Annotated in this window: 6 protein-coding genes; 2 read left to right on the top strand and 4 right to left on the bottom strand. The window is 69.9% G+C overall.

Translation table 11 applies throughout. The annotated features are described in order from the left end of the window. Positions 1–47 precede the first annotated feature (47 nt). Complete coding sequence (locus tag VGZ32_RS22800; RefSeq protein ID WP_326888197.1) at positions 48–1298, top strand: MFS transporter; 1251 nt, start codon at positions 48–50, stop codon at positions 1296–1298. A gap of 138 nt (positions 1299–1436) precedes the next feature. On the opposite strand, the gene VGZ32_RS22795 is transcribed toward VGZ32_RS22800, so the two are convergent. The 4 genes from VGZ32_RS22795 to VGZ32_RS22780 all read right to left on the bottom strand — a co-directional run bounded on the left by VGZ32_RS22795 (position 1437) and on the right by VGZ32_RS22780 (position 10133). After that, the gene (locus VGZ32_RS22795) at positions 1437–2093 is read right to left on the bottom strand and encodes a hypothetical protein (RefSeq protein ID WP_326888196.1); all 657 of its coding nucleotides are present in this window, start codon (positions 2091–2093) and stop codon (positions 1437–1439) included. Further along, positions 2090–2941 (bottom strand): ATP-binding cassette domain-containing protein, encoded by an 852-nt coding sequence (locus VGZ32_RS22790; protein WP_326888195.1) that lies wholly within the window; start codon positions 2939–2941, stop codon positions 2090–2092. The genes VGZ32_RS22795 and VGZ32_RS22790 overlap by 4 nt, the downstream gene beginning before the upstream one ends. Before the next feature lie 112 nt (positions 2942–3053). After that, positions 3054–8774 carry an RHS repeat-associated core domain-containing protein gene (locus VGZ32_RS22785; protein ID WP_326888194.1) on the bottom strand — a complete coding sequence of 1907 codons (5721 nt, stop codon included), beginning with the start codon at positions 8772–8774 and terminating at the stop codon, positions 3054–3056. Between the two features lie 705 nt (positions 8775–9479). Then, complete coding sequence (locus VGZ32_RS22780; RefSeq protein WP_326888193.1) at positions 9480–10133, bottom strand: hypothetical protein; 654 nt, start codon at positions 10131–10133, stop codon at positions 9480–9482. Positions 10134–10470: 337 nt separating this feature from the next. On the opposite strand from VGZ32_RS22780, the gene VGZ32_RS22775 reads away from it, so the two are divergent. Further along, a partial coding sequence (locus VGZ32_RS22775) for an AfsR/SARP family transcriptional regulator (protein WP_326888192.1) occupies positions 10471–12933 on the top strand: 2463 nt, incomplete at its 3' end.

The raw sequence follows: 12933 nt of genomic DNA, 5'->3' as shown, positions 1-12933 counted from the left end.
AGCGCGGGTGTGGGTTCCTCTTAACCTGACGGCGGTATCCACCACATATGAGCACCACTGAGACAAAGAGCCAGGCCGAAGTCCCCACCGCGACGTCCGGCACCGCCATCGCGTGGTTGGCGGCCGCGACGATGTTCGTGATCGGAACGGACACCTTCCTCGTGGCACCGATGCTGCCCACGCTCGCGCACGCCTTCCACGTCCCCACCAGCAGATCCGGATGGATGGTGAGCGCGTACGCGCTGGGCTTCGCACTCTTCGCCCTGGTGGCCGGCCCGCTGTCGGACGGCCGCGACCGGCGCAGGGTCCTGCTCCTCGGCTTCGCCATGTTCACGGTGTCCACAGCCCTCTGCGGTGAAGCGCGGGGGTTCTGGACGATGATCCTCTTCCGGTGCCTCGCCGGGATGTCCGCCGCGCTTGTCAGTCCCCAGATCTGGGCGTCGATCCCGGTGCTGGTGCCGCCCTCGAAGATCGTGCGCACCATGGGATTCGCCGGGGCTGGCATGTCCATCTCCCAAGTCGTCGGCGTGCCGATCGGCGGATGGCTCGCGGCGACGTCCTGGCACCTTCCGTTCTGGGCCATCGCCGGCGTGTCCGCCGTCGGCTGGATCCTGCTGTGGAAGCTCTTCCCGTCGGTTCCGAGCGCGGCGACGGGGAAGGCCGGCGGGTTCTTCGGGACATACGCCGGGCTGTTTCGGAGCCGGATCTTCACCTGGTATCTGTTCGCCTACTTCGTCTACCAGACGGGCGTCTTCGAGACCTTCTCGTTCATCGGCACCTGGCTGAACAGGAGCTTCGGACTCTCCGTGGCCGCGGTCGGCGCGTCGATGATCGCCCTCGGCACCGGCATGGCGATCACCTCGCTGTTCGGCAGTCACCTCATCCGCCGGATCGGAGAGCAGCGCGCCCTCCTCGGGGCCTTCGTGGTGCTGATCCTCGCCTATGGCGCAGTGCCGTTCTCGCCCAACGTCGGCCTGGCGATCGCCGGACTGGCAGTCGGTTCGGCCTGCATCGGCCTCGCCTACCCGATCTTCATGGCCATGCTGCTGGCCCAGACGACCGCCGCACGCGGCACCGTATCTTCACTGTCCACGACCGCGCTGTACGCGGGAACGACGATCGGCGGCTTCGTCGGCGGCGTGCTGCTGGCCAGTTTCCACGGCTTCCACGGAGTCACCGGATTCACCGTGGTGGCGCTGCTGCTCTCGCTGGGGATCTTCGCGGTGACCGGGGCCTTCCGCATCCGTGCAGCGGCAGCCGAGCCGTCAACTGCCGAGGTCGAGCCGTCGGCGGTGTGACCGGTCGAGCTCGCGAACGTCACGCAGGTGGTGCGCCGCGGGTGGCGAGCAGCATGCCCGTGAGGTAGCAGAACATTGCCAGCGTCGCGTCGGCGGCGCGAGCAGGGGCGGCGGTGACTGCGGCTACGGCTGCGGAGGTCAGCGTCGGATGGCCGCGGCGGTCGACACGGCCCATGCCGCGGCGACCAGGACCACGGCCGCGGGCAGGGCCACGAGCGGCAGATGCGCATGGGCCGTCGCCGCGTTCGACGCCTGCGTCAGAGCCCGGATTCCCATGGCGGCCGGGGAGAACCGCGCGACCAGCATGCCCAGCGCGATCAAGCCGGACAGCAGCAGGCCCCACCCGACGGCGGGCACCAGCGGCGGCGCGGTCAGCACCCCCACCCCGGTGCCGAGCAGCACGCAGATCAGCTCCGTACCCAGCCCGGCGACCAGCGTCGACGTACCTCCGATGCCGCCGGTGGTCGCCGCTACGAGGGCGCCGACCAGCGCGCACAGCAGGCTGTATCCGGTCGCGGCGGCCAGCGCGGCCAGCCTCGCGCGGACCGGCCCGAGCGCCGTGGCGGTGATCGCCGCGCTCTCCGGCGCCTCCACGGTCAGAACGGCCCGGGTCAGCCACGCGGCGACCGGCAACAGGAACGCGGCGTTGTAGGCGAACGCCTCGGCCGCCGAGGAGCCGCCAGCGGAGTCGATCGCCAGGGCGACGGCATAGAACAGCACCGGACCGAGCCAGCGCTGGGACCGCGCGAGCAGGACGGCGTAGTAGCGCACCGCGACGACCGATAGGACGTTCACGACGCCTCTCCCGTCTGCTTCTCGGCCTGCGTGCGCCGACCCTCCACCGTCCGCACCGCCAAGACGTGGATCTTCGGATGATCGTTCAGGATGTCGTGCAGCACCTGGTCCGAATCCCCCGGGTCGACCTCGATCCGCAAGACGCCGTCGGCGAGCAGGCGGCCGGCGCCGGGTCCGGGCCACGGGTCGGGGGCGTTCTCCAGGTCGATGGTCACCAGCGCCGCCTCGAAGTCCGCCGCCGAGGCCGGGGCGAGCGCCCCGTCGCGCAGGACGTGGGCGGCGGTGGCGTCGTCGGCCAGCCGCTGCGGGTCGTGGTCGACGAAGACCACCCGGCCGCCGCGCCGCGCGGTGTCCCGGGCCACCTCGTCGAGGGTGCCCTGGCCGGAGGTGTCCAGGCTGGTCCACGCCTCGTCGAGGACCAGCAGCTCCGGTTCGGCCAGCATCGCCTGGATGATCGCGATCTTCTGCGCGGTCCCGCGCGACAGATCGCTGATCCGGTGCTTGCGATAGCTGAGCGCCTCGAACCGCTCGAGCCAGTCCAGGATGCGCTCGTCGGCCTCCGCCGTGGACAGCCCGCGAATCCGGCCGAAGTGCCGCAGGTAGTCGTGCGCCTTGAACGGGAGCGGCGGCAGTTGGCCCGGGATGTAGGCGGCGCGGTCCGGCCGTCCGCTCACCGTGCCACGGCGCGGCAGGTGCGCTCCGGCGATGATGCGCATCAGCGTCGACTTGCCCGAGCCGTTGTAGCCGCCGACCCGGACCAGATCGCCGGGTCGCAGCTCCAAGTCCACCCGGTCGAGCACCCACGGCGCCCGCCATCCGTATCGGTATCCGACTGCGCTCAGCAGCATGTCGTCAACCCTAGCCGGACGGACAACCTGCTCGACCCTCAGTTCGACATCTTAATGAAGCTATGAGGCTTCTCTAACCTCCTCGTGGCGATGCCGTCGGATGCCGTCACCACTAGCGGACGCGCCAGCTGTACCCGATCTCGAACTCGACGCCCGCGACGTCCTGCTTGTCCGTGGAGACTTCGACCCCGAATTCCTCGGCGATGCCGTGGGTGAACGCGTTGCGGACGAACGAGGCCTTGGTCAGCCCGATGTGCCCTCCCACGATGTCGAACGGGCCGGTCAGCTCGGCGTCGATCTCCTTGCTGCTGAGCGGTTCCTTCGAGTTGAAGTAGCCGGCCCGCACCGAGAACGAATAGCTCACGCCGGGCTCGCTCGTGTCGCCCGAGGCCACGCCCACGGCCACCGATATGAACACGTGTCCGTTCCTGGCGTAGATCACGGCCAGGGACAGGGTGGCCGAGATGTACTTCTTCGCCTTGGTGACCAGCGGCAGGCTCGGTCCGTAGACCCATCCGAACGCCGGTTGCAGTCCGGGCGACAGTCCCCTGGGCGTGCCGCCCGGTTTGCTGCACACCAGGAACCAGTCGACCCGGCCGCAGGCGAGCGGATTCGGAGCGGCGGCCTTCTGCTGCTGCGGTGGATAGGTGATCGCGCCGGACCACAGCGGCATACGTATGTTGTATGGGGTCAGCACGGGCAGCCCGACCGGGATCTTGACCGTCACGGTGACTTCGAAGACGTAGTAGTCGGGCCCGCGGCTCTGGGCGCGGTCACCGCCCGACCTGCGCGGGGCGGCGGAGGAGTGCTGCTGCTGCGCGGTGGCCCGTTTTTCGCATTGTTCGACGGCTTGCACGCCGCCGACGCATCCGTCCGGGCCGATGAGCATGGCGCCGCTGGGGTCGGCGTCGGTCGTCGGGTTGTCGGCCGAGTAGGCGTATGCGTTGAGCAGCTGGGGCGAGTAGGGCTTGAGCAGCGGGTCCGGGCTGATGAAGGACCCTGTGCCGGGTTGGTACTCGCGGGCGCCGAGGTCTGTCAGCCCGGTGGCCGAGTCGGCGATGCCGCCGATGAAGCCCTTCTCTCCGGCCGGGAAGCTCGCGGGGGCGCTGCCCCGCGGGTTGCCGTAGGGATCGTAGTAGCGGCGGGTGACGGCGAGCGTCCCCGCGTCGATCGCGACGGAGTCGGTGCCGTGGTCGTCCCCTGCCAGGTACGCGACACTCGAGGCACCGGTCCGGGTCGCCACGGTCGTGCTGCCGAGCGTGTAGTAGCGGGTGCCGGTGACCGTGCCGGTGGCGGTGTTGAGGGAGAGTTCCTCATCAGCGAGGTAGAGGGTTGTGGTGCCCGGGTCGGCGGCCACGAGGAGGGTGCCGTCCGCGTCGTAGGTGTAGGCGGTGTTCTGCGCGCTGCCGCCGGTCGGCTTGACCGCGTCCTGGGCGAGCTGGCCGGCGTCGTCCCAGGTCAATGTCTGGGACTGGGTGGATCCGCTGACTGTGGTGAGGTTCCCTGCTGCGTCGTAGCTGTAACTGGCGGTCGCAGTGCCGGAGGGCGAAGTAACGGTCTCACCGGTTAAGGCGTGTGGATGCGCTGCGGTAGCTGCCGGGTATGCGTTGGCGGTGGTGGTGACCGCACCGGCCGGGGTGGTCGCGGTGACGCCGGTCAGGTCGCCGAGCGTGTCATAGCTGTAGGTGTTCCAGTAGGGCGCCGCGCCGCCCTCGGCCGAAGAGGACGGGGTGCTGGCGCAGCCCGTGGATCCCTGGGCCCATGCCTGGGTCAGCCGCGCGAGGTAGTCGTACTGGAAGCACTGGACGTCCGTCGCAGCGCTCGCGCCGGAGGGGGTGTCGGCCTCGCTGGTGACGTTGCCGACCGGGTCATAGGTGTAGTGGAGATCGTCGATGGACGTCTGAGCGGCGCCGATCTGCGTGTTCTGCTCGGTAGTGCGCCCGGTTTGCGGATCATAGGCGTCGGTGATGTACGCGGGTTCGGCGGTGGTGCCGAGTTGGTATTGCAGCGGCTGACCGAGGTTCGTGTACGTCAGGCTGCTGACGTAGGTGTTTGCGCCGGTCAGCGTGTTCGGGGAGCCGGCCGCGTCGTATCCGGTGGTGACCGTCTCGGCGGGCAGGCCGCCCGCAGCCGAGTCAGTGTACGAGGTCAGCTGCCCAGTGGGAGCGTAACTGTATAGGCGGGTGTAGGTGCCTGCGAGCGCGCCCTGGGCGGTCGGGATGACCGTTTCGGTCTCTGACGGAAGCCCGAAGGCGTTGTAACCGGTGACTTGCTCGGTGTAGGCGGCGCCACCCGAGTACGAGGTCGACGACGTCGGCTCGCCCTTCGCGAGGGTGTCGTAGGCCCAGGCCGCCAGCTCGGTGCCGGCCGATTCGGCCGCGCCGCCGGTGGTGTCGTACTTGGCGGTCTTGCGTCCGTCGGCGTCGTACGTCCAGGAGACCTGCTTTCCGCGGGAGTCGGTGGCCGACATCAGCTGTCCGGCGTTGTCGAAGACGCTCGTGGTGGTTCCCGAGTCGGGGTCGGTCTGGGTGAGCTGGTCGCCCAGCTGGTCATAGGTGTAGGACCAGCGGTTCCCGGCCGCGTCGGTGATGCTCGCGAGCTTTCCCGCGGCGGTGTACGTGTAAGAGGTCTTGTCGAAGTCGGCGGCCGGGTCGGTCGGGCTCGCGGGAACCCCGGCGTGGTACTGGTAGATCGCGGTCGTCAGGTCGCGGCCGTCGGTGAGGGTGGTCTGGCTGGTGCCTCCGGTGGGCGGCACGACGGTGATGTAGTTGCCGCCGTAGGTGGTGTCGCTCTCCCACGTCTCGACGCCGAGCGCGTAGGCGACCTGCTTGACCATCCGGCCGTCGCCGTCGTACACGTATCCGGTCTGCGACGGCACGCTGCTCGGCGCCGCGGCGACCAGGGTTCCGGACGGTGCGCCGCTGATGAAGTAGGGAGCTGACGTCAGGGCCTTCCAACCGTCGGAGTTGTAGCCGGTATCGGCCACATCCGTGCCGCCCGACGCGGTCTGGCTCTGCGTCTCCCGGCTCCTGCCGTAGGAGTCGTAGATGGTCTGGCTGGTGAGGTATCCGCCACCGGCCATCTCAGCCTGCTCGGTGATCACCGAGGGGGCTGTGTCACTCACGGAGTATGTGTACGTGTCCACGGCCGGGCCGGAGACCGGATTGCCGGCTGTCCACTTCGCGGTGCTCCTGCCGAGCGCGTCGTAGGTCTCAGCCGTCTGGTATCCGGCGGGGTCGGTCGTGCCGGTCTCCAGATTCCTCGCCGGGTCATAGGTCGTGGTGGTGGTCAGCCCGGCCGGGTCGGTGACCAGTATGGAGGTGGGCGCCGCACCGGTGGCGGGCGTGTAGGCCGTCGTCGTGGTGCGCTGGTCCGCGTCCTGGGCGGTCAGCACTCTGCCGTATTCGTCGTAGGTGTAGTTCTTCGTCACCGTGCCCCCGGAAGCGGTGCCGCCGACCTGGCTTATCTGGGTGGCGTTGCCCTTGGTAAGGCTGCCGCCGTCGTAGGTGTAGCGCAGGTCGGAGACGGCCGTCGCGCACGAGGCGCCGCCGGTGACCTTCACCTCGCTGGGCAGATCGACGATCCATACGGTGGTGTTCACCGTGTACGTGTTCGAGGTGCAGGAATTCTGACTGGTGTCCGCGGTGTCAGGCACCTTGTTCTCGGTGAGCACCTGTCCGTACCCGTTGTACGTGTAAGTCGTGGTGGACTTGCGGGAGCCTCCCCCGGCCAGCGCCGTGTAGAACGTGATCGACGACGTCCCGGTCACATACGAAGCCTGGTACAGGCCGGAGTTCGTCCCGGTGGCGTTGGACGTGTACGGGAACCAGACGGTGTCGTCGACCTGGTTCCCGGTGCCCGCGCCGGTGTAGTGGATCTCCTCGAACTTCATGCCCGCGTACTGGTCCTTGTCCTCGACCTTGTCGCCGCGGCTCGAGGTGAGGTTCACCTGCCCGTTGCTGATGATCCCGCCGTTGAACCGGTAGTCGGACTCGTCCTGGCTCATGCCCTGGAAGTAGGTGTCGGCGACCTCTGTCACCGGGTCCGGCGACACGCCGGTCTCCGCGATCACGCCGCGGAATCCGCGCCACTGGTCCCAGGTCCAGTTCGCCGACCGGGACATGGTGTCGTTGTCGTAGTGCCAGGCCGGGCCGCTGTAGGTGTACGAGGTCACCTGCTTCGGGTCGCCCCCGGTCGTATCGGTGGCCGTCACGGACGCTGTGTCGTAGAGGTTGTACCAGTCCTCGTAGTCGATCAGACCGTACGGGTCCGTCCACCAGTAGTCCGGATAGCAGTACCCGGTGTTGCTGTAATCGGCCGGGAAGTTGCCGCCCGCGCAGGCCGCCGACTCGGGCGAGTACGCCACCGTGGTCACTCCGCCGTACTCGTTCGTCAGGGAGGTCAGCCGGTAGCGGGTGATCAGCGAGTATCCGTTCGCGGTGTCCGCGGCGGTGGCGGCCAGGTTCGGCATGGCGGTGCCGGCGAAGGTCACCGGTGGCACGGAGATCGGGGTGGCGCCGTCCAGGCCAGTGTGGGTGATCGACGACAGCCAGAGCGACGGCGGGCTCGTCGTGTCGTTCGTCGCCGGATAGGTCTGCGCCAGGCTCCAGGAGTCCACGTTCCGCAGGGCGCCGCCCACCAGTATCTGCGTGCTGATGCTGGAGAGCGGGTACGAGGTCCAGAACGTCGGGGCGTTCACCGCGCAGGCTGCGCCGTGGGCGCAGGCCAGATCGGTCGGCGCGTCCTGCCGCACGGTGCCGCCGTAGGCGAGGTTGACCTGCGCGGCCGGGGTTTGGGAGTAGATGCTCCCGGCCCGCAGCCCGTACTCGATCTTCGTCAGGGAACCGCCCTGGGTGTATGCGCCGTTCGCGACGGTGCCCTCGGACTGGCCGTTGCCCTCGGCGTAGTAGTTGGTCTGGGTGTTGTAGAAGTAGGCGAGCGCGTTCCCCTTCGGATCCACCACGTAGTCGAGCATGTAGCGCCAGGTGGCGGTGGCGAATCCGCCGTTCGACCACACCGGGACGGTCCAGATGCTGTTCGTGGTCTGATCCCCGGCGGCGTAGCCGGGCAGCTTGTTCAGCCCGAACCAGTACTGCGTCCCGTCCGCCTCGATCACCTCGTAGCCGCCGCCGGAAAGCGCGATCACCTGCTGGGCGCCGTCCGCCTCCGGGTGGATCGACCCGCTCGAGGTGACCACCAGCGGCGTGGTCGTGCCGTCCATGGTGATCGTCAGCTCGGCAGGGGCCGAGCACAGGTCCAGGGTGTCCGGCTCCAGGGCGTTGGTCGCGCAGGTCGGATAGTCGGCCTCCACGAACCCGGGCTCGTAGGTCCACCCGTCCCCGATCGACGAGGCTTCGTTGTTCGTGGACGCATTCAGCCCGTCGACGTTCTGCGAGCTGTAATTCAGCGCGACCGCGGGCGCCAGGCCGCCTGGCACCGGCGGCACCTGCACCGGGTACGAGTACGTATACGCGCCGGACGAGCCGTCGGTCTCCCACTCGTTCTCCTCCGACAGCGGCTCGGCCCCGAAATTGCCTCCGGATCCCTGCGAGGATGCGGTCGCCGCGAGCACGATCGCGTGCGCCGGACTCGAGGCGGGAAGGACGACGTCCGCTCCGACCCGTGCGGCGCGCGTATCGTTCGCCGACACCAGCGGCGTTTCAACCCGGCACGCGGCGCGTTGCGGGGTGGTCAGGGCGCAGGCCGGCAGCATGACCAGGTGCAGCCGCGAGCCGAACCCTCCCCCGTAGGCGTTCGCGAACGAGGCATAGTCCAGCGAGATGTGTGCCCGGCCCGCCGCCGCGGAGCCGTCCGCGCGGCCAACGGTGAACACCGCTCCGCGAACTCCGAGTGCTGATGCGGCAGCCTGCGACGCCATCGACACCGCCACCCGCGACACTGGAGTCGCAGTGGACTGATTGGCTGTCGGGCTTGCTTTGGCGGCGGTGGCGTTCGGGCCATCGGCCGACGTCCCAGGCTGCGGTGAGCTCTGCCCTGGCACCTTCATGCCCGCACCTGCCGGACGCGCGGCTTCGACCGGCCCGTTCCCCGAGGGCGCACCGGCCCACACCGGGAGCGACCCGGCGCGCGCCGACCCGGCCGTGGGATCGGCCGCGCTCGTTCCGCCACCCCGCGCGGCGGTGAACGCTGCCGTGCCTGAACCGGCCGCCGGCCAGGACACCGTCGCTCGCTGCGCGGCTGGCATCGGCGGCGTCTTCACCGCTTGCCGGGCCACCGGATGAACTGGCACCGGAGCTCCCGCCGAGGCATACGGCGCGTGGGCCGAACCTCCGCCGAAGCCTGCGGCCGCCGGCAGCAGCCCCACGGCCAGTGACAGCGCTGTCAGGCCGGCCACCCTCGGCCTCCACGGTGCCGTCGGCCACCGGCGCCGGCCCCTCGTGTCTGAACCCGTGCCGAACATCCGCCCCGCCTCCCGACGATCAGACCAGACCAGCTTCGTCACTCGCATCCGCCCGGCCGGCCTGTTCGGGCCGGCCGGGCACGTCTCCCGTCGTTTCCTGCACCGCGCCCTTACCGGTTAGGGCAGGACTCCGTAGATGGTGGACCAGTACTGGCCCTGGTCGATCACCCCGTTGCCGCCGGTGAGCATGTGCGTGGACATGGTGATCCCGGTCGAGTTCGCGGTCAGCACGTACGGGTACGAGAAGTTGTTGTCGGTCCCGTTGATCAGCGGGATCTGCCGCCGGTACTGATCCGCGGTGTCCGCCACCCATAGCGTCTGCGCGTCCACCCCGCACGGCTGCAACGACACCGGCGCGCCGTTGCCCGCGGTCCCCGCCACCCCCAGGCACAGCCCGGAATCCACCCCGTAGGGCACATAGTCGTACTCGTACACCTCGTCGTTGGCGTAGTGGAAGTTCAGCTGCGCGGACACGATGCCGGCCGCGTAGAAGTCGCTGACCGTGCCCTCCGCGAACAGCGCCCAGTCCTCTCCCTGGTTGCTGCCGCTGGCCGGCAGCAGCGCCACCGGCTGCCCGGTGTTCGCGTTCGTGCCCTGCGCCCCGGCCACCGCCATCACGTCCGACGTGCCGTAGATCAGGTTGTAGAGGCTCGCGCACCCGGTCCCGCACTGCGGCGTCGCGGCCTGCGCGGCGGGTGCCGCGAACGCCAGGCTCGCGGCGAGCGCGGCCGCCGCACCCGCCGCCGCGGCGGTCCTTGTCCTGCTGGTCATGGCGTACTCCCCAATCCGTTAGGCGGTCCGTGCGCACCTGCTCTCGCCCACGGCGTGTCCGGACGCTGATGCGGCCCACGCCGCGCCCGGCAGTCTCGCAGCAGGGTGTAGCAATTCGACTGCATATCGGCGACGCTAGGGGGCGGCTGTATCCGTGGGGGTGCCGCGAGGTCTTGCCGCATTTCCACACCGGTCGGCTGCTTACGGTGGAGCCGGGTTCCGGGCACAGGGCGGCTTGCGGGCCGAGCCTCGTCGCAGAGGACTGCAATACGGCTGCGATTCGGCGACGCCGGTGCGCGCCGCCGTATGACGACGCCGTCGCTCACGGGGAGGTCCAATGCGGCTGGGGGTTCTGGGTTCGCTGCTAGTGGTCAACGACGCGGGCGGACAGGTGCCGTTGCCGGTCCGCCAGCGGACCCTGTTGGCGGCGCTGCTGGTGCGCGCGAACCAGGCGGTGCCGATGGGCGAGCTGACCGAGCTGGTGTGGGACGGGACGCCGCCGCACGGGGCGCCGCGCACGCTGCGCACATATGTCGTGCGCCTGCGCCGCGCGGTGGGTCCGGCCGTCGCGGCGCGGATCCTGACCAGGGACCCGGGCTACCTGATCCGGGTGGAGCCGGCGGAACTGGACACGCTGCAGTTCGAGGCGCTGTGTGGCCGGGCCGGCGCGGCGCTGCGAGCCGGTGCGTGGGCGAAGGCGGCGGATGCCTCGGCGTCCGCGCTGGCGCTGTGGCGCGGCGAGCCGCTGCTGGACATCCCCGGCCAGGTGTTGCGCGACGAGTTCGTCTCCCGGCTCGATCACCTGCGCGTGCAGGCGTTGGAGGACCACGCCGAGGCGCAGCTGCGCCTCGGTCGGCACGAACAGTTGGTGCCGCGGCTACGGGAGCTGACCGGCACGTACCCGCTGCGCGAGCGCTTCCATGCCCAGCTGATGCTGGCCCTGGCCCGCGCGGATCGGCAGGCCGAGGCACTTGAGGCCTATCAGCACGCGCGCCGGGTGCTGATCGAACAGCTCGGCGTGGAACCCGGGCCACAGCTGCGTGACCTGCACCAGCGAATCCTCGCCGGGGACGGCGGGGTCCAGGCCACGGCGCACGAGCAGGGCGCCACGACCGTCGCCGCGGCCACGTCCGTGGCGGTGCCGCGCCAGCTTCCCGCCGCGGCCGGCCACTTCACCGGACGGCACGCCGAGCTCGACGCCCTGACCGGCCTGCTCGCGCACACCGGCCAGGGCGGTGGCGCGGTCGTGATCTCGGCGATCGGCGGGATGGCCGGGGTGGGCAAGACAGCGCTCGCAGTGCATTGGGCGCACAAAGTCGCCGGCCGATTCCCCGATGGCCAGCTGTACGTGAATCTGCGCGGTTATGACACCGGCGATCCGGCCCGCGCGACCGACGTGCTTGAGGGATTCCTGCGTACCTTAGGAGTGGGCGGTCAGAGCATTCCGGCGGACGAGGCGCAGCGCGCGAGCCTGTATCGCAGCCTGCTGGCCGGGCGACGGATGCTGATCGTGCTGGACAACGCGCGCGCCGCGGATCAGGTGCGCCCGCTGCTGCCGGGTACGCCGGGCTGTCTGGTTCTCGTCACCAGCCGGGACGCGCTCGCTGGGTTGGTGGCACGGGAAGGTGCGGTGCGCGTCGAGCTGGACGCGCTGGCGCTCGACGAGGCGACACGGCTGCTGCGTGCCCTGATCGGGTCCCGGGCCACCGCGGACCCGACTGCCACCGCGGCGCTGGCCGAATGCTGCTGCCGGCTTCCCCTGGCGCTGCGCATCGCGGCCGAGCTCGCAGCGGCGCGCCCGACCGTGTCGCTCTCCGCCTTAGTGGACGAGCTGACCGACCGTCAGCGGAGGCTCGACATGCTCCACGCCGACGGCGACACCGCCACTGCGGTGCGCGAGGTGTTCTCCTGGTCTTACCGGCATCTAGACGAAGAAGCGGCTCGCGCGTTTCGGCTCCTCGCGCTACACCCTGGCGTCGACTTCGACCCGTTCGCGGCCGCCGCGCTCACCGGCACGGACCTTCCACAGGCGCACCGGCTGCTGGACCGCCTCGCGCGGGCACACCTGGTCCAGACCACCGGCGCAGGCCGCTACGCCATACACGACCTGCTGCGTGCCTACGGACGCGACCTCGCAGCAATCAAGGACTGCGATGCACAGTCACACGCCGCCTTGACCGGCCTGTTCGACTACTACCTTTTCACCGCCGCCGAAGCCGTCAACACCCTGTATCCGAGCGAAGCTTCACGACGGCCCGAAATCGCCGCCCCCGATGGCCCGGTGCCTGCCGTCGCCGAAGCGGCCGAGGCTCTGGCCTGGCTGGACGCTGAGCGGGCCAACCTGGTCGCCGCCGCGCTCCAGACGGCCCAGGACGGCTGGCCGAGCCACACCGCCCGCCTCTCCGCCGTCCTGTTCCGCTACCTCAGCATGGAGTACATCTCCGAGGCGCGCGTCATCCATGGCCTCGGGCGCGAAGCCGCGGCACGCCTGGGCGACACGGTCGCCGAGGCGACCGCCCTGCGCTACCTCGGCAACATCGATTTCGTCCAAGCGCGCTACGCCCAGGCCGACGACCTCTACCATCAGGCGCTTGACCTGATGTACGAAGCCGGCGATACCCGCGGCCAGGCCTTCACGCTCTTCAGCATCGCCACCATCGAGCGCCATCAGGCTCGCTACCCTCAGGCCATCGGGCACTATCAGCAGGTGCTCGACTTGGGCCGTGCCCTCGGCGACTGGCTGACCGAGGCCCGGGCGCGCGACGGCCTAGGCCTCATGCACCTGTACCAGGGCCATTAC

This window comes from Actinocrinis sp. (assembly GCF_035938995.1).
GTDB lineage: Bacteria > Actinomycetota > Actinomycetes > Streptomycetales > Catenulisporaceae > DASZGI01.
The sequence above is the reverse complement of the archived record's forward strand: the minus strand, read 5'-3'. Positions and strand labels throughout refer to the sequence as shown.